This is a genomic window from Thiomicrospira sp. (genome assembly GCF_014859555.1).
In the GTDB taxonomy this organism is placed as follows: Bacteria; Pseudomonadota; Gammaproteobacteria; order Thiomicrospirales; family Thiomicrospiraceae; genus Thiomicrospira.
Map to the genome: position 1 here is coordinate 1 of NZ_JACUTY010000032.1, position 21,997 is coordinate 21,997.

General features: G+C 45.5%; 20 protein-coding genes. 11 read left to right on the top strand and 9 right to left on the bottom strand.

Annotation, left to right across the window (positions count from 1 at the left end; genetic code table 11):
• Positions 1 to 304: 304 nt before the first annotated feature.
• Positions 305 to 886, top strand: coding sequence for a response regulator (locus IBX48_RS06460; RefSeq protein ID WP_296832020.1), 582 nt, complete (start codon positions 305 to 307; stop codon positions 884 to 886).
• 412 nt (positions 887 to 1,298) lie between these two features.
• Here the strand turns inward: IBX48_RS06460 and IBX48_RS06465 are convergent, their stop codons facing one another.
• From IBX48_RS06465 to ectA, 3 genes are read right to left on the bottom strand one after another with little or no spacing between them, the layout of a single operon-like run.
• On the bottom strand, positions 1,299 to 1,691 hold the full coding sequence (locus IBX48_RS06465) for an ectoine synthase (protein ID WP_296832023.1): 393 nt from the start codon (positions 1,689 to 1,691) through the stop codon (positions 1,299 to 1,301).
• Complete coding sequence (gene ectB, locus IBX48_RS06470) at positions 1,688 to 2,965, bottom strand: diaminobutyrate--2-oxoglutarate transaminase (protein WP_296832026.1); 1,278 nt, start codon at positions 2,963 to 2,965, stop codon at positions 1,688 to 1,690. The genes IBX48_RS06465 and ectB overlap by 4 nt, the downstream gene beginning before the upstream one ends.
• Before the next feature lie 57 nt (positions 2,966 to 3,022).
• The gene (ectA, locus tag IBX48_RS06475; RefSeq protein WP_296832030.1) at positions 3,023 to 3,514 is read right to left on the bottom strand and encodes a diaminobutyrate acetyltransferase; all 492 of its coding nucleotides are present in this window, start codon (positions 3,512 to 3,514) and stop codon (positions 3,023 to 3,025) included.
• Positions 3,515 to 3,907: 393 nt separating this feature from the next.
• On the opposite strand from ectA, the gene hemA reads away from it, so the two are divergent.
• Genes hemA through IBX48_RS06500 form a run of 5 tightly spaced genes read left to right on the top strand, consistent with a single transcriptional unit; the run spans position 3,908 to position 8,511 of the window.
• Positions 3,908 to 5,194 (top strand): glutamyl-tRNA reductase, encoded by a 1,287-nt coding sequence (gene hemA, locus IBX48_RS06480; protein ID WP_296832032.1) that lies wholly within the window; start codon positions 3,908 to 3,910, stop codon positions 5,192 to 5,194.
• Complete coding sequence (prfA, locus tag IBX48_RS06485; RefSeq protein ID WP_296832036.1) at positions 5,191 to 6,279, top strand: peptide chain release factor 1; 1,089 nt, start codon at positions 5,191 to 5,193, stop codon at positions 6,277 to 6,279. Before hemA ends, prfA begins: the two co-directional genes overlap by 4 nt.
• A gap of 3 nt (positions 6,280 to 6,282) precedes the next feature.
• On the top strand, positions 6,283 to 7,128 hold the full coding sequence (gene prmC / locus IBX48_RS06490) for a peptide chain release factor N(5)-glutamine methyltransferase (protein ID WP_296832038.1): 846 nt from the start codon (positions 6,283 to 6,285) through the stop codon (positions 7,126 to 7,128).
• Positions 7,125 to 7,877: a molybdopterin-synthase adenylyltransferase MoeB gene (moeB, locus tag IBX48_RS06495; RefSeq protein WP_296832040.1), complete on the top strand. Its 753-nt coding sequence runs from the start codon at positions 7,125 to 7,127 to the stop codon at positions 7,875 to 7,877. The genes prmC and moeB overlap by 4 nt, the downstream gene beginning before the upstream one ends.
• A gap of 16 nt (positions 7,878 to 7,893) precedes the next feature.
• The gene (locus tag IBX48_RS06500) at positions 7,894 to 8,511 is read left to right on the top strand and encodes an outer membrane beta-barrel protein (RefSeq protein WP_296832042.1); all 618 of its coding nucleotides are present in this window, start codon (positions 7,894 to 7,896) and stop codon (positions 8,509 to 8,511) included.
• 88 nt (positions 8,512 to 8,599) lie between these two features.
• On the opposite strand, the gene hemN is transcribed toward IBX48_RS06500, so the two are convergent.
• The 3 genes from hemN to IBX48_RS06515 all read right to left on the bottom strand — a co-directional run bounded on the left by hemN (position 8,600) and on the right by IBX48_RS06515 (position 12,727).
• Positions 8,600 to 9,982: an oxygen-independent coproporphyrinogen III oxidase gene (hemN, locus tag IBX48_RS06505; RefSeq protein WP_296832044.1), complete on the bottom strand. Its 1,383-nt coding sequence runs from the start codon at positions 9,980 to 9,982 to the stop codon at positions 8,600 to 8,602.
• Positions 9,983 to 10,098: 116 nt separating this feature from the next.
• Positions 10,099 to 12,321 (bottom strand): YgiQ family radical SAM protein, encoded by a 2,223-nt coding sequence (locus IBX48_RS06510; RefSeq protein WP_296832046.1) that lies wholly within the window; start codon positions 12,319 to 12,321, stop codon positions 10,099 to 10,101.
• A 202-nt stretch (positions 12,322 to 12,523) separates the two neighbouring features.
• Positions 12,524 to 12,727 carry a hypothetical protein gene (locus IBX48_RS06515; protein WP_296832048.1) on the bottom strand — a complete coding sequence of 68 codons (204 nt, stop codon included), beginning with the start codon at positions 12,725 to 12,727 and terminating at the stop codon, positions 12,524 to 12,526.
• Between the two features lie 154 nt (positions 12,728 to 12,881).
• Between IBX48_RS06515 and IBX48_RS06520 the strand changes: the two genes are divergently transcribed.
• Positions 12,882 to 13,151 (top strand): hypothetical protein, encoded by a 270-nt coding sequence (locus IBX48_RS06520; protein WP_296832049.1) that lies wholly within the window; start codon positions 12,882 to 12,884, stop codon positions 13,149 to 13,151.
• Between the two features lie 43 nt (positions 13,152 to 13,194).
• On the opposite strand, the gene rlmKL is transcribed toward IBX48_RS06520, so the two are convergent.
• Positions 13,195 to 15,387 carry a bifunctional 23S rRNA (guanine(2069)-N(7))-methyltransferase RlmK/23S rRNA (guanine(2445)-N(2))-methyltransferase RlmL gene (gene rlmKL / locus IBX48_RS06525; protein ID WP_296832051.1) on the bottom strand — a complete coding sequence of 731 codons (2,193 nt, stop codon included), beginning with the start codon at positions 15,385 to 15,387 and terminating at the stop codon, positions 13,195 to 13,197.
• 166 nt (positions 15,388 to 15,553) lie between these two features.
• On the opposite strand from rlmKL, the gene IBX48_RS06530 reads away from it, so the two are divergent.
• The 4 genes from IBX48_RS06530 (at position 15,554) to IBX48_RS06545 (ending at position 21,120) form a co-directional block, all read left to right on the top strand.
• On the top strand, positions 15,554 to 16,717 hold the full coding sequence (locus IBX48_RS06530; RefSeq protein WP_296832054.1) for a lytic murein transglycosylase: 1,164 nt from the start codon (positions 15,554 to 15,556) through the stop codon (positions 16,715 to 16,717).
• Positions 16,717 to 16,863, top strand: coding sequence for a hypothetical protein (locus IBX48_RS06535; protein ID WP_296832055.1), 147 nt, complete (start codon positions 16,717 to 16,719; stop codon positions 16,861 to 16,863). Before IBX48_RS06530 ends, IBX48_RS06535 begins: the two co-directional genes overlap by 1 nt.
• Before the next feature lie 127 nt (positions 16,864 to 16,990).
• Entirely contained in the window at positions 16,991 to 18,061 is a 1,071-nt protein-coding gene (locus IBX48_RS06540; protein WP_296832057.1) for an efflux RND transporter periplasmic adaptor subunit, read from the top strand.
• Positions 18,058 to 21,120 (top strand): efflux RND transporter permease subunit, encoded by a 3,063-nt coding sequence (locus IBX48_RS06545; RefSeq protein WP_296832059.1) that lies wholly within the window; start codon positions 18,058 to 18,060, stop codon positions 21,118 to 21,120. The genes IBX48_RS06540 and IBX48_RS06545 overlap by 4 nt, the downstream gene beginning before the upstream one ends.
• A gap of 100 nt (positions 21,121 to 21,220) precedes the next feature.
• Here IBX48_RS06545 and IBX48_RS06550 read toward each other — a convergent pair whose 3' ends face one another.
• Together IBX48_RS06550 and lspA are read right to left on the bottom strand one after the other, a co-directional pair.
• The gene (locus IBX48_RS06550) at positions 21,221 to 21,388 is read right to left on the bottom strand and encodes a DUF2986 domain-containing protein (RefSeq protein WP_296832061.1); all 168 of its coding nucleotides are present in this window, start codon (positions 21,386 to 21,388) and stop codon (positions 21,221 to 21,223) included.
• 45 nt (positions 21,389 to 21,433) lie between these two features.
• A complete protein-coding gene (gene lspA, locus IBX48_RS06555) occupies positions 21,434 to 21,940 on the bottom strand; it encodes a signal peptidase II (protein ID WP_296832063.1) in 507 nt (168 codons plus the stop codon).
• Positions 21,941 to 21,997: the final 57 nt, after the last annotated feature.

Genomic DNA, 21,997 nt, shown 5'->3' on the forward strand with positions numbered 1-21,997 from the left:
TCCCTATTTATTTGCTCAATCTGCTCAATCTGCTCAATCTGCTCAATCTGCTCAATCTGCTCAATCTGCTCAATCAAATAGTGCCACAGCCAAAACAATGAATGCAAACCGCAAAAGCATTACAAACCAACATTAAGCCCTAAGCTATTGCTTACCACTAAAAAACGCGAATTAATCATCTTAAAAACGGTTAAGACACTATAACCCAGCCTCAAGGCGTAAAAATTCAAATTTTTGTCCCCTTTTACAAAAAAGCAGATACAATATCCAATAAAGTAATAATTCGAACTATCTGAGACAATTCATGGCAAAAACTAACTCTAAATACATCACGACCACAGAGGCCTGTGATTTGATTGGCGTATCCAAAACGGTAATCAAACGCTTAGCCGATGAAGGTGTTCTGCAAATTTGGAAAACGCCTGGCGGTCACCGTCGATTATTGCGCTCTTCTGTCGACGAATACATTATGCAAAATGGCCGTGAACGTGCCAATGAAGATGATGGTGTGTTAAAAGTCTTAGTGGTGGACGATGATCGAGTTTCGCAGGAATTGATTAAATCCATGGCGCAAAGCTTGGATTTTCCAATGAAAGTTTTAACCGCCAATGATGGCTACGAAGGCTTAATTAATGCAGGGCGTTATAAGCCAGAAATCATCTTTGCCGACTTAATTATGCCGCAAATGGATGGTTACAGCATGGTACATGCAATGCGTAACTTTGAAACTACCAAATCAGCTACCATTATTGTCATGACCGGCGAAAAACCCAGCGAAATTGATCGTGAAAGACTGCCTAAAGATATTACCGTTATGCACAAGCCGGTACAGGCTGATATTCTTAAACAATTTTTAACCTACGAATACAACCTTAAGCGCGGTTAAGTCACTTAACGATCAAAGCACTCCCGCTTGCTCTAGGTTTGCCCATTTTCGTGCATAAAACACACCACTAACTCATCCTAGTTCTTAAAAAAACGTTCAACTGGATGAGTCAGAAATGTCTGATAAGCCTAACAAACCTGTTCCGAATTATCCAAATCTGACACCAGTTTCTCCACCTCTAACCAGTCATTCCAGGCCTGGTGGGACACAATTCGCTTGACCTATTTCACTATCAGGCAATCCGGCAACCGATAATGCCATGTTGGACATAAGGGCACCTGGATCAATCAATGCTTAAATTGACGCAAAGAATCCAATAGTCTCATAAGAAGACCTCGGTTTGGTTAAGTGAATAATAGGATAGAGAAAAGAGGATTGGCCTGGCAGCAAACCACCAGGCCTGGTGAACAGATTATTCGATAATGAGTGGATAAACACCATTTTCGTCGTGTACTTCACGGCCGGTAACCGGTGGGTTAAACACACAAATCAAACGCATATCCTTAGTTGCACGCAAGTGGTGACGATCATGATTATTTAGAGCATAGAGTGTCCCGTCCTCAATCGGTGTCGTGACACCCGTCTCTAAATCTTCAATTTCACCTTCTCCAGCCACGCAATACACGGCTTCTAAGTGATTGGCATAATGAAAATAGTTTTCATGACCCGCATAAATAATGGTTTCATGCATCGAAAAACCCATGCCATCTTTTGCAAGTAATAGACGACGACTGACCCAATGACCGTTATCCGGTTTAACATCGCGATCGGTTCCAATAATCTCTTTTAACTTGCGAATAATCATGCTTTCTCCTTTTCAAACTTTTCAACTGCCGCCGCTACGGCCTCGCGAAGGATGGCGAAACCTTCTTCCAACTCAGTCTCGCTAATAACTAATGGCCCGAGGAATTTAAGCACCTGGTCGTCTGCACCGGCGGTTTCCATAATTAGGCCGCGCTGGAAAGCTTGGTAAGATACTTCATTACAGAAGCCTTCCACTAAAGACTCTAGGCCCCAAATCATACCCAAACCGCGTACATCAGTAATGTATTTAGGGAATTCTTTTTGTAGGCTTTTGAAGGTATCTTCAACCTGCTTACCCTTGGCACGAATCGAATGACTAAAGTCATCATTTTTCCAAAGCTCCATAACCGCCGTGCCAGCTACAAACGCATGACTGTTACCACGGAAGGTACCGGTATGTTCACCCGGTTCCCATACATCCACTTCTGGCTTCATTAATACGATCGACATGGGTAAACCCGTACCAATTGATTTAGACAGCGTAATAATGTCTGGCTTAATACCGGCACGTTCAAATGAGAAGAAATCACCGGTACGTCCGTTACCGACTTGGATATCGTCCATAATCAATAGGATGTCTAAGTCTTTACACAACTTATCGAGTTTCTGTAGCCATTTAGTGCTGGCCACGTTAATACCACCCTCGCCCTGAATCGACTCCACAATAATCGCCGCTGGCAAATCATAACCTGAGCTGCTGTCTTCCATGTAATGGCGCAACATATCCATGCTATCCATGCCTTTATCGTTATCAAAATAATTATCAAACGGCATTTTAGTTACATTTAACGGTACGCCATAATAATCATCATGATAAAACTCGTTGCCGGTTACCGCCAAGGCACCTAAAGTGTGCCCGTGATAAGCATTGGTAAAGGCAATCACGTTACTGCGCTGTTTCTTTTTGCGCGCCAATTTCAGAGCCGTTTCAACCCCGTTGGTGCCGGTTGGACCCACAAACTGAATCTTATAGTCCATGTCGCGCGGCTTTAGGATCGTGTTTTGAAAAGACTCAATAAAATCGTGCTTGGCGACTGTCGCTTTATCAAGCGCATTACTAATGCCATTACGCTGAATATAGTTAATTAAAGCCTGGTTTACTAACGGATGGTTATGACCGTAATTTAAAGAACCGGCGCCACCAAAAAAGTCGATATAACGTACGCCGTCGACATCTACAATGGTCGCACTGGTCGCCGTATCAAATATTTTTGGGAATGAACGTATATAACCACGAACGTTAGACTCGTATTGTTCAAATAATGCAATATCCATTTTTGTATCCTTACGTATTAAGTGTTTATGTTTTATTTTGTGTTTTGTTTAATCGGATCAAGGCTTAGCTAAATTAATAATTACCAAAGGCTCATCTTCGTGGCCACCACCCAAATGCGACTCAGTCAAAAAGGCTTCTATTTTGGTTTGTGAGTTCAGCTCACTGGCTAGCTTATTAAACAAGGCGTTTGATGCGGTATTGGATGGCGAAATCGTGCATTGAACTTGGCGAATCTCGCCAAACCAATCACGCTGAGTTAGATTTTTTAACAAAGCCATCGCTAAACCTTGACCGCGCATTTTTGGATCCACAGCCACCTGCCAGACAAACAAAATACTAGGGTCTTTTGGCAAACGATAAGCCGTAACAAACCCGACCAGTTCGTTTTGCGCATCATCAAGCTGCGCTACCGCACAGGTATCTGAAAAATGCTCAGCAAGTAAAAAATAGAGGTAACTGGAGTTCACATCCAGCGTTTGCGATTGTTTTACCAATCGAGTGATAGCCGCACCGTCTTGTAGACAAGGGGGTCTTAAAGTGAAATTCATGTTGATTGCGTTTTCATCGTCACTTCCGGTTGAAGTGGAACGCTAAAAAACGTCTCCTTTGCTTTTTAAGTTAATTGAATCGAAACCGCTCAAGGCAAGCTCTGTCAAATTTGATATCTTTTAAACCCTAACATAATTCGATCCTATTCATCAAGTTTTAACCTAAAAAAGGGTGATATTTATGCTAACCGTTACTTTAACCCACCAACCAATAAAGCTAATTATATTAATCAGTTAAAATCGATATATACGGATTATTTTTCAGCCCAGATTCTATTTCCACAATCTCATTTAAAACCCAACTAAAAGCTCGGGTTGTGAATGTTTTGTTAAAGTGGTCAAAATCGGATAAAATCGCTGTCTCTTTTTAAACCAGACACTTGCAGTGATCGCATGAATTTATTCGCCTTAGGTGTGAACCACGAAACCGCCCCCGTAGACATCAGAGAAACCGTGTCTTTTACGGCTGAGCGAGTTTTTAGCGCCCTACAGCAACTCCGAGACGAACAGCTAGTGGCTGAAAGTATCATTTTGTCTACCTGTAACCGGACAGAAATCTACTTTACGGTTAAAGATGCAAAAGCTGAATCCATAATTGATTGGTTACACGCTTTTTTTGAGCTCACACCCAGCAGCTTGACACCTTATGTATATCTGCATCAAGACCTTAAAGCGGTACAACATATTATGCGTGTGGCCTGCGGACTGAATTCATTAGTGTTAGGCGAGCCACAAATCTTGGGACAAATCAAAGATGCTTATAATTTGGCCCACAAAACCGAAAGCGTGCATCACACACTAGAGCACTTGTTTCAGCAAGTTTTTCGTACTGCAAAACAAGTCCGCACCGACACGGCGATTGGATCAAGCCCCGTATCCGTCGCCTTTTCCGCCGTATCGTTAGCCAAACAGTTTTTTGGTGATTTATCCAATCAAACCGCGCTACTAATTGGTGCCGGCGAAACCATTGAACTCGTTGCACGTCATTTACATGAAAGCCAGATTGGCCGAATTATTATTGCCAACCGTACCTTCAGCCGAGCCCATAGCTTGGCCGAGACCGTAGGCGGTTTTGCGATTGAGCTCGATGAACTCACCGGCCATTTGCATGAAGCCGATATGGTCATTGCCTCCACCGGTAGTCCGGTGCAGCTAGTGAGCAAAGAGCATGTAAAACAGGCGCTTAAGAAACGTCGAAACAGGCCGATGTTTATGGTCGATATCGCCGTACCACGCGATATTGATGCTAGTGTCAACCAGTTTGAAGACGTTTATCTTTACAGTGTTGACGACTTGCAAGAGATTATTTCTGAAAACAAACGTTCACGCCAAGATGCGGCGGATGAGGCAGAAGAAATCATCCAGATGCAAGCCGAACGTTTTATGTGCCGATACCAAGCCATTCAGTGTGTTAACCCACTCATCCGGACTTATCGCCACCAAGCGCAAAAAATGAAACAGCAGGTTTTAGAACAAGCCTTGCATCAGCTTGAGCTAGGTCAAGACCCACAAAGCGTGGTCAATCGTTTGGCGCACCAACTTACCAACAAGTTAATCCACACGCCAAGCCATCAGCTACACGAAGCTGGACTGGCGGGCGATCAAGAGTTAATAAATATGGCCGAAACCCTGTTGTTAGAACCCAACAACCACCCAACTGAATCGAGTAAACTTGAGTGAAATCATCTATACGTCATAAACTGCAAACCCTAGTCGAACGATTGGAAGAAGTCGGCGCTTTATTGTCCGAACCCAGCATTGTTAACGACCAAAACCAATTCCGCAACTTGTCTAAAGAGCACTCGCAACTCACTCCGGTAGTCGAAACCTACCAAAAATTTGAAGCGGCCGAAGCCGACTTGCAAGAAGCAAAAGATATGATTGCTTCAGGTGATCGCGAACTTAAAGAAATGGCGCAAGAAGAATATCCGAGCCTGGAAAAAACAATCGACCAACTCGAACTTGACCTAAACAAAATGCTATTACCGCGTGATCCGAATGATGATGCCAACATCTTCCTTGAAATACGCGCCGGCACCGGTGGCGACGAAGCTGCGATATTTGCTGGCGACCTGTTCAAAATGTACAGTCGCTATGCCGAAACTATGCGCTGGCAAATTGAACTCATTAACCAAAATGACGGTGAGCATGGCGGGTTTAAAGAAATCATCGTGCGAATTATTGGCGATGGCGCTTATTCAAAGCTCAAATTTGAGTCTGGCGCACACCGAGTTCAGCGTGTTCCAGCGACTGAAACCCAAGGTCGTGTCCACACCTCGGCGGCTACCGTAGCGGTCATGCCCGAAGTGCCAGATATCGAACAAATTGAATTGAATCCGGCTGATCTTAAAGTCGATACCTTCCGCGCTTCGGGCGCGGGTGGTCAGCATGTTAACAAAACCGATTCGGCGATTCGTATTACACATATTCCAACTGGCACCATCGTTGAATGTCAGGATGAACGTTCGCAGCATAAAAACCGTGCGCGTGCGATGTCACTATTAGCCGCTCGGATTATGGATGCAAAACGCCAGGTTCACGATCAAAAAATCGCCCAAGAACGCAAAAACCTTGTCGGTTCAGGTGATCGCTCTGAACGGATTCGCACCTACAACTATCCGCAAGGCCGCGTAACCGACCACCGCATCAACTTAACGCTCTATAAGTTAGATGAAGTTATGAACGGCGGTTTAGCGAGCGTGATTGATCCGTTAACCCAAGAACATCAAGCAGAGTTGCTAGCGGCGTTAAGCGGCGCGGAATAAACCATGCAACAGGCCTGGTCGTATCAGCACGCGATTCAACACGCTCAGTCGCAATTGAATCATGAGTCGGCTAAGCTTGAAGCTGAGATTTTACTTTGTCATCTGCTTAAAATTTCACGTGCTCAACTTTATACCTGGCCAGAGCGCGAACTCACAGACCAACAAGCCAAGGCTTTTTTTGACTTGGTTGGCCAGCGTCAACAAGGTCAACCGATTGCTTATTTAACTGGCCAACGCGAGTTCTGGGGTTTAAACCTGCATGTCAATCCGAATACCCTGATTCCACGCGCCGACACCGAAACCCTAGTCGACATTGCCTTGCACAAAGCGGCTCTTTATTCACAACCTGAGTTAACACTACTTGATTTAGGCACAGGTTCAGGCGCGATTGCGTTAGCTTTAGCCTCTGAACTCCCACAAGCTGAAATTCACGCGATTGACTACTCAAATGCGGCCTTAGCCACCGCACAAAGCAATGCTCAACAACTAAATTTAGCTATCCAGTTTTATCAAGGCAGCTGGTTTGAACCCGTCAACCATCACAAATTCGATATAATCGTATCCAATCCGCCTTACATAGAATCGACCGACCCACATTTAAGCCAGGGCGATTTACGTTTTGAACCTAGTCAAGCCTTGGCTTCTGGTACAGATGGCTTGGATGACTTGCGTGTGATCATTTCACAAGCCCAAACCTATTTGGCTTCAAAAGGTTGGCTGATGGTTGAACACGGTTATAATCAAGCCCTATCGGTGGCGGATTTATTTAAGCAATCAGGCTATCAGGCGATAGAATTAATAACCGACCTAGCGGGTCAACCCAGAGTAACTATTGGACAAAAACCATGACCACAGAACTCAACGATAACGAACTCGCGCGTTATTCTCGTCAAATTCTGCTGCCCGAAATCGATTACAGTGGCCAACTTAAACTGGCGCAATCGCATGCTTTAATTATTGGTTTAGGTGGTCTAGGCTCACCGGTTGCGATGTATTTGGCTTCGGCTGGCGTGGGTCAGCTCACGCTGGTGGATTTTGATGAAGTAGACGAATCCAATCTTCAGCGCCAAGTGATTCACACCGAAAGCCGGCTGGGTCTGAATAAAGCCGAATCAGCCGCCCAAAGTTTGCGCCAACTGAATCACAACACCCAATTAAACGTGATCACACACCAATTGGACGCCGCAGAATTAGCCCAACAGATTGACCAAGCCGATATCGTACTGGATTGTTCGGATAACTTTGACACTCGCTTTGCGCTTAACCAGGCCTGCTTTAAAGCCCATAAACCCCTGGTATCCGGTGCCGCAATTCGCTGGGAAGGTCAACTCACGACCTATGACTTTCGTGACCGCCAATCACCCTGTTATGAATGTCTATACAAACGTGGCACCAGTACCGACCAAACCTGTAGCCAAAACGGTGTGGTTGCGCCGTTAGTCGGCATGGTCGGTTCGATGCAGGCGCTAGAAGCGATTAAAGCCCTAGTCGGTTTACCCACCTTAATGGGCAAATTGATGTTAATTGATGGCTTAAGCATGAGTATTCGTCAATTTAACTTAAATAAAGATCCGGGGTGTCAGCACTGTGGTGATTAATTTCCGACAGCCTTCAATGACTGGCTTTGCGCTAGTGTTGGGACTCGTGCTTGCCCTGCCTCTACAAGCCAAATCCAACTTCAATTATTCACAATTTCAAGCCCAGATTGGCTTTGCAAATTTTGATGAGCCTTTTTTAATTCAGCACGCTGCAGGCCTAGTGGATGAACATTCGGCTTTGCAAATTTGGGGACTGGGACTCAGCTATCAAACCCGCCCAGGCTTGATTGTTACACTCAATACCACTCAAGGCCAGAGTTCAACCGACTTCACTAAACTCAATAGCCAAACCTATGTTGCCAAATTGGGCTATGCGATTGGAATTAAACGAAGCTGGGATGTTTATGCACACATTGGGCAGTACTTAAGCCGTGCTCAGGCTTGCAACCTAGTTGGCTGCAATCGTGTCGAACAAACAAATTTAGGCTACGACTTTGGTTTTCGTGCTGGCGCTAAAAACTGGTTTGAATGGGGAATGAACTTAAATACGATCGGGTTTTTAGAGTCTAATGAAGAATCCACCCTGGGCGCCTATGCGGCAGTATGGATTGATCGGCGTTCTAGCCTAACAGCGAGTGTGATCCGTAATACCGACACCAGTGCGATGACAGTCGGATATCGCTATAGCTTTTAAGTTTTGAAGGTTTGAGGTTTAGCAAACAAACCATGACGAATCGTCTAACTTACGACCACCAGGCCTGGTGGTCGTGGATTAAACCGGGTTAAATCACTTTAGAAAAACGATTCTGTGTGCCCGTTTTTAAATAGGCATCAAACACCATGCAGATATTTCGAATCAATAAACGCCCTTTCGCGGTGATATAAATATCTTCTGCATCCAGGGTTAATAAACCATCATCCACAAAACCTTGCAAAGACTTTAATTCCTCCGCAAAGTATTCATCAAATCGAATTCCCCACTGCTGATTTACATTCGCAAAATTCAAGTGAAAATGACTGATTAAACGCGTGATCACGTCGCGACGCAATTCATCGTCTTCGGTCAAATGCACACCACGGAAAACCGCCAGTTGTCCAGCATCAATGCGGGTGTAATAGTCATCCAAACTGCGCATATTTTGCGCGTAGGTGTTGTCGATCAAACTAATTGAGGTCGCCCCCATGCCAACTAAATCACAATCGGCATGCGTTGAATAACCTTGGAAGTTTCGATACAAGGTTTCATTACGTTGGGCAATCGCCAATTCGTCATCCGGCTTGGCGAAATGATCCATGCCGATATAAACATATCCCGCCGCTAACAAACGCTCGGTCGTCGCCTGCAAAATCGCGAGTTTTTGATCAGGCGAAGGCATGTCTTCTTCTTTCATGCGTTTTTGGGTCGGAAACATAGTAGGCATGTGTGCATAGTTAAAAATTGAGAAACGATCTGGCTCAACTTCTAATAACTTATCCAGTGTCTCTAAAAAACTGGTTTCGGTTTGAAACGGTAAACCGTAAATCAAATCTACGTTAACTGATAAAAAACCTTCCGCACGCGCCGCATTCAGCACCGTAAAGGTTTCTTGTTCTGACTGAAGTCGATTGACCGCTTTTTGCACTTTCGGGTCAAAATCCTGCACGCCTAAACTCATGCGATTAAAACCTAACTCACGCAGCAATTTAACGCTTTCGGCGGTGGCTTCACGCGGGTCGATTTCAATCGAATATTCGCCACGGTCATCGTCATACAAGTTAAAGCATTCGCGGGTTTTTGCCATCAACTGACGCATTTCATCGTGATCAATAAAAGTCGGTGTACCGCCGCCCCAGTGTAATTGCTCCACCTTACGATTTGGGTCGAACAGCTTGGCTTGCATTTCAATTTCTTTAAATAAACGTTCTAGATAAGGTGTGGTTTTAGAACGATCACGTGTCCAAACTTTGTTACACGCGCAATAAAAGCAAATCGTGTCACAAAAAGGAATATGAAAATACAGCGACAATCCACGCCCAGACGCGTTGCTGCGCTGTGCAGCTTGTTCATAATCGGCCACACCAAACGCTTCTTCAAACTGCACCGCCGTTGGGTAGGAGGTGTAACGAGGCCCACTTTGGTTGTAACGTTTGATTAACGCTGTATCAAATTGAATACCTTGTTCCATGCTTGTGTCCTCTTGTTTTTAGCCGCCATTCTATCGCAAGCACCAGGCCTGGTGCTTGCTTGCCTTGTTGGTCGTTTGGCTAAACTTGAGACAAATCAAGTTAATGGCTATCGGCTTTAGCGTGTTCGTGTTTTTCGCGCTTTTGCTGGCTTCTTTTTAGGCGTTTTGGCGGGTAAAGGTTTGCGGCCATTTTCGCTGTGTTTGGTTAAAAACTGCTGCTGGCCAAACTTGCGACCCGTACGTTTGCCTTCGCCACCCGTTAAACCGGTGCCTGCCGGCTGAAAAGACGGAATCAGATGTTTTTTACCGTTACCAATTAAATCTTCGCGCCCCATTTCGCGCAAGGCATCACGCAATAACGGCCAGTTTTCCGCGTCGTGATAACGTAAAAAGGCCTTGTGCAAACGACGTTGTTTAATGGTTTTAGGCGTAAATACCTTCTCATCTTTATCATCACGATGGATTTTTCGCAGCGGATTCAGATCGGTGTGATACATGGCCGACGCAATCGCCATTGGGCTCGGTAAAAAGGCTTGCACTTGATCGGCACGATAGTCATTGGCTTTTAACCAAAGCGCCAAGTTCATCATGTCCTCATCTGTGGTACCTGGATGCGCGGCGATAAAGTAAGGAATTAAATACTGTTTTTTACCGGCTTCTGCGGAATACTTTTCAAACATTTGTTTAAAGCGATCATACGCGCCCATGCCCGGCTTCATCATTTTATTCAGCGGGCCTTCTTCGGTATGTTCCGGCGCGATTTTCAAATAGCCGCCGACATGGTGTGTCACCAATTCTTTCACGTATTCAGGGGTTTCCACTGCCAAGTCATAACGCAAACCGGATGCAATCAATACCTTTTTGATTCCCGGCAAAGCGCGGGTTTTGCGATACAACTCAATCAGTGGCGTTTGATCGGTATTTAAATAACGGCAAATGCCCGGATGCACACAAGACAAACGACGACAGTTCGATTCAATACGTGGGTCTTTACACGCCAATCGCCACATATTGGCGGTCGGGCCACCTAGATCGGAAATCACACCAGTGAAACCTTTAACTCGGTCTCGAATGTCTTCTACTTCACGCAAAATGGATTCTTCTGAACGATTTTGAATCACACGGCCTTCGTGTTCGGTGATCGAACAAAAAGTACAACCGCCAAAACAACCGCGCATAATATTCACTGAAAAACGGATCATTTCCCAAGCCGAAATCTTGGCCTCGCCATATTGGGGATGCGGCGCACGTGCATAAGGCAAATCAAACACGCCATCCATTTCGGGTGTGCTGAGTGGAATCGGCGGCGGATTAATCCACAAATCACGGTCACCATGACGCTGAACTAATGCTCGTGCATTGCCCGGATTGGTTTCAAGATGGAACACGCGTGAGGCGTGAGCATACAGCACCGCATCGTCACGCACCTGTTCAAACGACGGCATACGAATTACGGTTTTATCTCGCGGGTGATGGCGTGGAATTTCCAACGCCACCCGTACCACTTGCACACCATTTTGTTGATCAATGCTTTGAGCGGCTTGTTCGGTCTGGGTCTTTTTAGTTTCGCAGCCTTCTTCGGTCACCATTTCATAAGGGTTAAGATGCGGTGTTACCAGGCCTGGTGTATCGACTTCGGTTGAGTCCATCACAATAAAGCCTTCCGGAACACGCGGCACAATATAAGCCGTACCGCGAACATCACGCATATCTTTAATCGACTCACCTTTGGCTAAACGATGCGCGATTTCAACAATCGCTCTTTCGGCATTGCCATACACCAACAAATCGCCTTTGGCATCAAAAATCACCGAACGACGAACTTTGTCTGACCAATAATCATAATGCGCAATCCGGCGCAAGCTGGCTTCTATGCCACCTAAAATAATCGGTTTGTTTTTATAAGCTTCTCGACAACGTTGCGAATACACCGCGGTTGCACGATCCGGGCGTTTACCAAAGTCATCATGCGGCGTGTAAGCATCGTTGTGACGCAGTTTGCGGTCAGAGGTGTAATGGTTAACCATCGAATCCATATTGCCGGCGGTAACCCCAAAAAATAAAGTCGGTTCACCCAGCGCACGGAAGTCATCAACCGATTTCCAATCAGGTTGGGCGATAATGCCGACACGAAAACCTTGCGATTCCAACATACGCCCGACCACCGCCATACCAAAGCTAGGGTGATCAACATAAGCATCGCCTGTCACCAAAATAATATCGCAGGCATCCCAGCCTAATAAATCCATTTCGGCACGGGTCATCGGCAAAAATGGCGCCACGCCAAACTTGTGTGCCCAGTGTTTGCGATAAGAGAAAATATTTTTGGCGCCTAACATGTCGTAACCCTAGCGAAATAAAGTCGAATATTATACCCGATTGATTGGTCGTTAACTTAATGAAAAAACTTCGTTTTACGCGATAAAAACCAGAACAATAAAGAGGGAATTAAGAAAGAAGAGAGGTTGGTCGAATTGGGTCAGTTTTTAAACTAAGGATTTAAAAAGCCCGCTTAATCAAATTAATCAAACGGGCTGAGAATTACTTGGAGGCTTTTTTAACGGCTTTCTTTACCGCTTTTTTAACTTTCTGCTTGCTAGATAAGCCTTTTTTAACCACAGCTTTAGTCACTTTATTGACGACTTTTTTAGCGTTTTTCTTTTTTACGTCGTTATTCGAAACGGCTTTTTTAGTGGCTTTTTTGGCTACTTTCTTAACATCTTTTTTCTTTACGTCTTTAGACATGTCGGACCCCTTTTTGAAAATGAAAACCTGGTTATTTTTAAAACCATTAGTAATAAATTATAACCATTAGTTTGTTTTTTTCAAGCTACCTATCCAGACAAGCCCATAAAACGATACAATACGGCTTATCTTTTCTTGATTTAAGGCAACTTTAATGACATTTATAGAGTTCAAAAAACACCTGCTAGATGCGGATATTTCGCTGCCTAAGTTCAGTAAATTAATCAAGGTAAGCGAAAAAAATTTACAGTCTTATAAAAAGAAAGACAGCGTACCTAACCCAATTGCGGTCATTGTGGTTTGCTTTGTTGAAATGAAAAAAGCCGGGCTGGATTACAAAAGCATTATTAATAGTTTAGAACTAAAAGCGAAACAAAAAAAAGGGGCCGGATTTGCGAAAAAACCGCGAACCCAAGCCCCATGATGCAAACTATGTAGTGAAAAAAGCTTAGCTTAGCTGTCCGTTATTATTTCTTACGTAACAACCAGGCCTGGTGAATCTTAGGACTGCGTTTAAAGTCTTCTGGCAGGGTTTTACGTGTGATGTCTTCAATCGCCCAAGCGCTTAAAGCCTCTGGATCAAGCTTAAACTTCTGGCGGTTATTGGAAAACACTAATACACCGTTTTGAGTCAACAAATGCCCGGCTTGTTCAATTAAATCAACATAATCACGCTGCACATCCAATACGCCTTCCATGCGTTTAGACGATGAAAACGATGGCGGATCAAGGAAGATCACATCAAATGGCGTGAGCTCAGGTGGGTTTTGCAACCAAGCGACCACATCTTCTTGTAATAATTCATGGCGTTTTAAATCCATATCATTGGTCATGAAGTTATGTTTCGCCCAGTACAAATAGGTTTTCGACATATCCACACTCAACGAGCTGTTCGCGCCTTTGACGGCGGCTTGCACGGTGGCGGTGGCGGTGTAACAAAACAAGTTTAATAAACGTTTGCCTTTTGACAATTCGCCTACCATGGCACGCACATCACGGTGATCCAAAAATACGCCCGTATCAAGATAATCCGCAAAATTGACTCTTAGTTTGGCGCCGTTTTCGATAATCGTAAAATAGTCTTTACGCTCTTCGAGTTTTTCATATTGACTGCCGCCACGTTGACGTTGGCGAATTTTAAACAAAATACGTTCACTGGGTATATCCATTACGTCCGGCAAAACCGACATGGCTTCGTATAAACGGCGTTTGGCTTTGGCGGCATTCACCGTTTTAGGTGCCGCATATTCATTAACCACCAGCCACTCACCGGCTTCTAGCGTATGGTAATAATCAATCGCCAAAGCGTATTCTGGCATGTCTGCATCATAAACACGGAAAGCCATCACCTTATTGCGATCGGCCCATTTACGCAGGATTTTTAAGTTTTTGCGTAACCGATTGGCAAACATTTGCGCACCTTCGGTTTGGGCTAAATCCGCCATCGAAACTTCAACTTCGGCCGCCAAATCTACCCCTGCTTTTAAAGCCGGTTGGCGGAAAAACTCTTCCTGGATGTCAAAACGGAATAACTTACACTCCAACGCGCCATTAAAAAAGCTGTGGTCGCGTTTGGCTTTTATACCTAAATATAAACCCAACTCTTTATTACAGGTCAAAACCGCCGCTTGCCAGCCTACAAAGTGAGTTTTTAAACACTCGCCAATTTGTACATATAAGGCTTTAACTTCGTCTTCTTCACCTAAGCGTTCACCATAAGGTGGATTGGCAACCACCAGGCCTGGTGTCCATTCACCCCAAGGTTTGGCTTCGTTAATATTTAATAACTGCACCTCAATCACACCATCCAACCCAGCTTGCTGAATAGCTTGTCGAGCAATTTTTATCGCGCCAGGATGGGAGTCCGAACCGTAAATGGCTGGTAAATTCTTTAAACCTTCCGATTCACGTTTTTCAGCGTCCACCACCAAATCTGACCAAATTTCGCGCTGATGTCCTAGCCAAGACAAAAAACCCATGTCTTGCGCTTTGGCTAAACCCGGTGCACTATCGGCAGCGATCATCGCGGCTTCAATTAAAAACGTACCCGAGCCACACATCGGGTCGTATAACACGCCACCTTGTTTGGCCATATCTAACCAGCCGGAACGTATCAAAATAGCGGCTGCGATATTTTCTTTTAACGGTGCTTTAACTTGCTGACCTTCACGATAACCACGTTGATGCAAACTATGACCACTTAAGTCCAAGCTTAAAGTGAACTGATTGCGATTAAGGTGACCATGTAAACGAATATCGGCATAATCCACATCTACCGAAGGCCGAACCCCTCGGTTATCACGGAAATAATCCACTACCGCATCTTTAATTTTCAACGCGCCAAAGTGCGTATGCTCAATCCCCATGCCTTTGCCGGTAAACGAAATTGCAAAGCTGTGGTCTTCGCTCATATGACGTGACCAGTCGATTGCACGCACCGTATCGTAAAGCGCCTCTTGATTCGGCAATTCAGCTTCCACCAACACTAAATAAATTCGGTTAGCCAAACGCGACCACAAACAAGCACGGTAACCGTCCACCAGCCCGCCTTCAAACGCGACGCCGCGTGGCTGAGCTTTAACATTTTGGGCGCCCAGCGCCATCAACTCTTCGCGTAATAATTCAGATAAGCCACTCGGTGCGGTCGCAAAAAATTTCATAAATTCTCTCACTGTAAATTTAGCGCTAATTTTACCCTCTTTAAGGCAAGGTTTCGGTAAAATAGCGACTCGACTATCAAATAAAGTAAAGCTTGCTAAAACTATGTTCTTAACGTGCCTATCCAGATTCCGTCAAACGACTCAACTTTTATTCGCGGCGAGTATAATGCTGGCAACGACCCAGGTGAGTGCGCAATCCGAAGCCGAGTTCCAGGCCTGGTTAACCAACTTTAAACAGCAAGCTAAATCACAAGGCATTTCTCAACCTACACTAGATAGAGCCTTTGCCGATGTACGCCTGAACCAGCGAGTGCTGGAACTAGATCAACGTCAACCCGAATTTACCCGCACCTTTTGGCAATATTTTGAAGCCACGGTCACCGACTGGCGAATTAAAAAGGGCATCGAACTTTATGAAGAAAACCGCCCATTACTAGATGAAGTCACAAAAAAATACGGTGTGCCTGGTCGATTCTTAGTGGCTTTTTGGGGTATGGAAACTAACTATGGCGGCTTTACCGGCAATATTCCTATCATAGAAGCCTTAGCCACGCTGGCCTACAACCCACGCCGTAGCGAGTTTTTCACCAACCAACTGATTTACGCCTTACGCATTTTGGATGAAGGCCACATTCCGTTCGAACAAATGAAAGGTTCATGGGCTGGCGCGATGGGGCAAACCCAATTTATGCCTTACAACTATCTGCGATACAGTGTCGATGGCGACAACTCTGGGCGCAAAGACCTTTGGAACAGCTTGCCTGATGTGTTTCATTCATCTGGAAACTTTTTGAACCAACTGGGCTGGAACAAAGAAGAAAACTGGGGACGCGAAGTGCGACTGCCTACCCCATTTAATTATGCGTTAGCCGACGGTTCAACCCGTCGGTCTTTATCCGAATGGCGCGAAATGGGCATTACCCTCGCGGATGGCCGTCCGGTGCCTAATATCGATATGCAAGCGGCTTTATTAATGCCTTCCGATTATCGCGGCCCCGTGTTTTTGGTGTACAACAACTTTTTTGTCATCAAACGCTGGAATAATTCCAACAGTTACGCTTTAGCCGTTGGGCATTTGGCCGATAGATTGATAGGACGCGAACCACTAGTCGCCACCAAACCGTCTGACGATGAAGCCTTAAGTAAACAACATGTCAGTGAACTTCAGCGCCACTTGCGTGGTTTAGGTTATGCGTTGGGTGGCATTGATGGTGTAGCTGGCACAATGACTCGCCAAGCGATTCGCGAATTCCAAGTCGATCGCAGCTTGCCAGCCGATGGCTTTCCAAGCATGCACCTGTTAAAAACTCTCCGAGAGGCCGTACAGTAATGAATCAGGCTAATAATCAGCCCGCTTATTTTGCTTGGCTCCATTCCCCGCTGGGTTTGGGCTATCAGTTTTGGAAATTACAAGCGCGCAGCGTCAAAATTGAGTACCGCCAACTGCGCGAACAAAAGGCTCAAGAGTCCAACTAACCGGCTTCATCAAAGTTTTCTGTGCGCATCATTTGCATAACATCATTAATTAACGCTAATATAATGGCTCACTTAACATTAAGATTCACTTAATATGAATCATTATTCTTAATCAAGAGTCTCAGCTATGCATCTAAAGCCTGTCCATTTTTTTCCTTTTTTACTCATCAGTCTAACTAGCTTAGGGTTATTGTCAGGTTGCAGCTCAGATTCCACTAATGCACTGTCCACCCCAAAACCTTATGTTCTGACCACCCAAATTGAACAAGGTGCGTTTTTAGAATGGCATCTCAGTGGTCAAGTAGAAGCTCAAAAAACCGTTCAATTAGGTTTTCAGGTCAATGGACAAGTAGCAAAACGCCTAGTGAACCCCGGCCATGCGGTTAAAGCTGGTGATCTGCTGCTCGAACTTGACCGAACCGATTTAAACCTTAGATTGCGTGCCGCCCAAGCTAATCTGGCCGCGACCCAGGCCGAGTTGAATTTAGCCAAAACCGAAGCCAAACGTTCACAGGATTTACTAGATCGTAAGTTAGTTTCTCAACAAGAATATGACCGAGCGCAAAACCAGGTCACCACCTTACAACAACGCGAAATCGCATTGCAACGTGAATTAGAACTCGCACAGCGTCAACTGAACTATGCACGCCTCAACGCACCAGCACCAGGCCTGGTGCAATCGGTAGCGGTGGATAAAGGTCAAGTCGTTTCCGCAGGCCAAACGCTGATTGAGTTTATATATCAAGATGGCCTTGATGCCGTAGTTCAAATACCCGAATCCCGCATTCACGCTGTACCCAAACAAGCTAAAGCGACTTTGCGGCACCAACCAAACCAAACCATAAACGTCAGCTTGCGCGAGTTAAAACCTAGCGCGCATAGTGGTTCTCGCACTTGGCAGGCGCATTATGCGTTGCCGGCGGATGCTCAAGTGCAACTCGGGCAATCATTGCGTTTAAGCTTTGGCGATAATCTAGACTTAGCCAAAGTACCGTTATCCGCCATTTATGAACAAGCCGAGGGCGCATATATTTGGGTTTACGCTGACCAACAAGTGAACTTGGTATCGGTTGAGGTGGTTCATCTGAGCTCTGAATATGGCTTGATTAAAACCGACCTGCCCGCAAACACTCGCATAGTTAAAGCCGGCGTGCACCTATTAAAAGACGGCCAAGCCGCTCAGGAGCGGCCGCTATGATGGATCGATTTAATCTTTCCGCCTGGGCGGTTAGAGAGCGTTCACTCACGCTTTATTTTATTATTTTAGTGGCACTGGCGGGTCTGTATGCTTTTAGTCAGTTAGGCCGTGCCGAAGACCCTAGTTTTACGATTAAAGTCATGACCGTCTCCGCCAATTGGCCTGGAGCCAGTGCCCAACAAATGCAAGAACAAGTCGCGGATCGCCTCGAAAAACGCATTCAAGAAGCGCCCTACTTTGACCGAGTAGAAACCATCAGTCGCCCTGGTCAAGTCAACATGCAAATTCAGTTTCAGGATCACACCCCCGCCAGCGAAGTTCACAATGTATTTTACGAGGTACGTAAACGTATGTTGGACGAAGCGTCAAAATTACCTCATGGCGTGCAAGGCCCGTTTGTAAACGACGATTTCTCGGATGTGTATTTTACGCTCTACGCCTTAACTGCCCCCGAACTAGCGCAACACCAACTTATTGCACCTGCCGAAAAAATTCGTGATCAACTGTTGCGTGTGGACGGTGTACAAAAAGTGAACTTGCTCGGCGAACGCCCTCAAACTGTATTTATTGAGTTGGCCTCAACTGAACTCGCCAGACTTGATTTAAGTCCGCAACAAGTATTTGATGCAATTGACGCCCACAATCGACTGACACCCAGCGGCCAAATTGACACCCAAGCCGCACGTGTATATCTGCGCCTAGATACTGATTTATCCGAGCCCGAAACGCTGCGCAACCTGCCTTTATCGGTTGATGGCAAAAGCTTTCGTTTAGGCGATATTGCAAATGTTGAGCAGGGTTATCAAGACCCGCCCACTTACCTGATCCGCGATCGCTCACAGGAAAGCTTGCTGATTGGCGTAATTATGCAAAAAGGCTTTAACGGTTTAGATTTAGGCGACAATCTCGCCCAAGCCGAACAGCAAATAAATGCTGAACTGCCGCTGGGATTTCATTTAGATAAAATCACTGACCAAGCCGATGCAATTAACAAAGCCATTAACGAATTTCAAATGAAATTTGTCATTGCGTTAGTGGTGGTCATGTTGGTGAGTTTTTTAGCGTTAGGTTTAAGAGCAGGCCTGGTGGTTGCGCTGGCCGTGCCTTTAACCTTGGCGATGACCTTCTTTATTATGATGCTGATGGGCAAAAACCTGGATCGAATTACACTGGGCGCCCTGATTTTGGCATTAGGATTATTGGTGGATGACGCCATTATTGCGATTGAAATGATGCTGGTAAAAATTGAAGAAGGTCTCGATAAAGTTCAAGCCGCCTCTTATGCCTGGTCGGTGACCGCTATGCCAATGCTTGTCGGCACTCTTATTACCGCTGTAGGCTTTGTGCCGATTGGATTTGCGGCTTCAAATGTTGGCGAATACGCCGGTAATATTTTCTGGATTTTAGGCATATCCCTGATCGCTTCCTGGCTAGTTGCGGTATTGTTTACACCTTATCTGGGCGTCAAACTTTTACCCAAACACGCGGTGCACCATAGCCATAACGAGCAACCCAATCCCTATGACACAAGACTTTACCAAAAACTGCGTGCCGCCATTACCTGGTGTGTGCATCAGCGTAAAACCGTGCTATTAACCACCTTTATATTATTTGTATTATCGGTGGTTGGCATGGGCAAATTGGTGGAGAAGCAATTTTTTCCAAGCTCAGATCGACCAGAATTGATGGTGGATATTTATTTACCAGAAGGCAGCGCCATTCAAGTCACCGATAAACTCACACAACGCATCGAAAAAGTGCTCGCCGAGCAACCTGAAGTGCGCTCGCTTTCGAGTTATGTCGGTCAAGGGGCACCGCGTTTCTTCCTTGCACTCAACCCAGAACTGCCAAACCCGGCGTTTGCCAAAATTATTGCGATCACCGCTGACCGTAATGAACGTGATGTTTTGCAAACACGCATGCAAAACCTGATTGACCAAGGCGAGTTTGCCGAGGCACGGGTAAGGGTTCACCCATTACTTTATGGCCCACCGGTTATCTGGCCGGTCACTTTCCGTGTAATGGGCGAAGACCCTATCGTTTTGCGCAATATTGCAACTCAAGTTAGAGACGTTATGGAACAACATCCGCAAACCATTCAACCGCATTTAGAATGGGGCGAGCGTGCCCCCATTATCAGCCTTGATCTGGATACAAATCGTTTGGCACAACTGGGTTTAACGCCGCTAGAGTTACAAAACCAACTGCAGTTTTTGTTGAATGGTGTCACCGTATCCGAGCTACGTGATCAAACCCGCAGTGTTCAACTGATTGCGCGTGCGCCGGATAACGAACGTCTCAACGTATCGACGGTTGGCAGCTTACAAATTAAAACACGCAGCGGTGAAAGTGTTTCACTTGAACACTTAGCACAATTAAAGGTCGAGTTTGAAGATCCCGTATTAAAACGCCGTAATCGCATGCCGTATTTATCGGTTAATTCAGAAATCAAACCCGGCGCGCAACCACCCGATGTCACCATGCAAATCTGGCCTGATTTGCAAGCGATTAACGCCAATTTACCTTTAGGTTATCAGATTGAAATCGGTGGTTCGGTTGAAGAATCCGGCAAAGCACAAGGCTCGATTCAAGCCATGATGCCGGTGATGGTAGTGTTAATGTTTACCCTAGTAATGTTGATGATGCGCTCATTCAGCGGCATGTTTATGGTGATCTTAACCGCCCCGCTTGGGCTAATTGGTGCGGTGATGGCGTTGCTGTTGTTTTCACAACCTTTTGGCTTTGTGGCGACGCTGGGGTTAATTGGTTTGGCAGGTATCCTCATGCGTAATACGCTGATTTTGGTCGGCCAGATAGATGACAACAAACGCCAAGGCATGAACGACTATGAAGCCGTAATTGATGCCACCGTAAGACGCGCACGCCCGGTTATTCTGACCGCTCTGGCGGCGGTTTTGGCGTTTATACCATTAACCACCTCAACCTTCTGGGGGCCGTTGGCTTATGTGTTAATTGGCGGGGTGACGATGGGAACCGTGTTGACCTTGTTATTTTTACCGGCACTCTATAGCAGCTGGTTTAAAGTCAAAACCGCTTAACCCGAACAATGCGACCCCTTAGAAACAAAAAACCACCAGGCCTGGTGGTTTTTTGTTTCTAATAAATTAATGAACGCGCTTAGCCTGAATACGCTTAAATCTAAGTCTCATCAACTGAGGTAGAAGATAACTCCACGGCTGCTGCATTTTCTAGCGCTTCACGCTCAGCTTTGGGAATATAGCGTGGCTTTTTAACCGGCTGGTTTTTAGCCTTTTCTTGCTGCATTCGCTTTTTAACTTTTTGGTAAATCTTTTTCTGACGGTTCATAACTTCTTATTCCACTTCATCCGTTAATCGAGTTAGCCGGATGGATTATTTCGCTGTTGGCTTGCCTTTAGGTCGCAAGAAAAACTCATAAATAATAAGCATCGCCGCCCCTAAGGTAATCGCCATATCGGCGATATTAAAGGTCGCGTAATGCCAAGAACCGTAATAGAAATCGAGAAAATCGGTGACACGGCCAAACAACACGCGGTCAATTAAATTACCGATCGCGCCGGCTAGAATTAGGTTTAAACCCAATACTTCAAACGTGGGCTGGGCTTTTAATTTAGCCAACCAAACCACCAGGCCTGCACTCACGGCCAAAGCCAACAAAGCAAAAAACCAACGTTGCCATCCGCCCATCTCGGCCAAAAAACTAAACGCCGCACCATAATTAAACACCAGGGCTAAATTAAAATGCGGCATTACCGCGACTGGTTCAGCAAAGGTTAAATAACTCAACGCCAAAAACTTGGTGAATTGATCTAATACCAGCACCAGGCCGGCTAACCAAACATAACGCAAGCCACTCTGACGAAAAACTGGCTTATGCATAATGGCGCACTTCGCCTTCTCCAGCGACGTTATCGACACAACGCTGGCATAACTCGG

Excerpts from the sequence above, each read along its gene's own strand:
- lspA (WP_296832063.1), bottom strand. The coding sequence starts at position 21,940 with ATGCATAAGCCAGTTTTTCGTCAGAGTGGCTTGCGTTATGTTTGGTTA.
- ectA (WP_296832030.1), bottom strand. The coding sequence starts at position 3,514 with ATGAATTTCACTTTAAGACCCCCTTGTCTACAAGACGGTGCGGCTATC.
- IBX48_RS06535 (WP_296832055.1), top strand. The coding sequence starts at position 16,717 with ATGAATCAGGCTAATAATCAGCCCGCTTATTTTGCTTGGCTCCATTCC.
- IBX48_RS06465 (WP_296832023.1), bottom strand. The coding sequence starts at position 1,691 with ATGATTATTCGCAAGTTAAAAGAGATTATTGGAACCGATCGCGATGTT.
- IBX48_RS06540 (WP_296832057.1), top strand. The coding sequence starts at position 16,991 with ATGCATCTAAAGCCTGTCCATTTTTTTCCTTTTTTACTCATCAGTCTA.
- IBX48_RS06520 (WP_296832049.1), top strand. The coding sequence starts at position 12,882 with ATGACATTTATAGAGTTCAAAAAACACCTGCTAGATGCGGATATTTCG.
- IBX48_RS06510 (WP_296832046.1), bottom strand. The coding sequence starts at position 12,321 with ATGTTAGGCGCCAAAAATATTTTCTCTTATCGCAAACACTGGGCACAC.
- IBX48_RS06530 (WP_296832054.1), top strand. The coding sequence starts at position 15,554 with ATGCTGGCAACGACCCAGGTGAGTGCGCAATCCGAAGCCGAGTTCCAG.
- IBX48_RS06500 (WP_296832042.1), top strand. The coding sequence starts at position 7,894 with ATGACTGGCTTTGCGCTAGTGTTGGGACTCGTGCTTGCCCTGCCTCTA.
- IBX48_RS06515 (WP_296832048.1), bottom strand. The coding sequence starts at position 12,727 with ATGTCTAAAGACGTAAAGAAAAAAGATGTTAAGAAAGTAGCCAAAAAA.
- hemA (WP_296832032.1), top strand. The coding sequence starts at position 3,908 with ATGAATTTATTCGCCTTAGGTGTGAACCACGAAACCGCCCCCGTAGAC.
- prmC (WP_296832038.1), top strand. The coding sequence starts at position 6,283 with ATGCAACAGGCCTGGTCGTATCAGCACGCGATTCAACACGCTCAGTCG.
- IBX48_RS06550 (WP_296832061.1), bottom strand. The coding sequence starts at position 21,388 with ATGAACCGTCAGAAAAAGATTTACCAAAAAGTTAAAAAGCGAATGCAG.
- moeB (WP_296832040.1), top strand. The coding sequence starts at position 7,125 with ATGACCACAGAACTCAACGATAACGAACTCGCGCGTTATTCTCGTCAA.
- rlmKL (WP_296832051.1), bottom strand. The coding sequence starts at position 15,387 with ATGAAATTTTTTGCGACCGCACCGAGTGGCTTATCTGAATTATTACGC.
- IBX48_RS06460 (WP_296832020.1), top strand. The coding sequence starts at position 305 with ATGGCAAAAACTAACTCTAAATACATCACGACCACAGAGGCCTGTGAT.
- hemN (WP_296832044.1), bottom strand. The coding sequence starts at position 9,982 with ATGGAACAAGGTATTCAATTTGATACAGCGTTAATCAAACGTTACAAC.
- ectB (WP_296832026.1), bottom strand. The coding sequence starts at position 2,965 with ATGGATATTGCATTATTTGAACAATACGAGTCTAACGTTCGTGGTTAT.
- IBX48_RS06545 (WP_296832059.1), top strand. The coding sequence starts at position 18,058 with ATGATGGATCGATTTAATCTTTCCGCCTGGGCGGTTAGAGAGCGTTCA.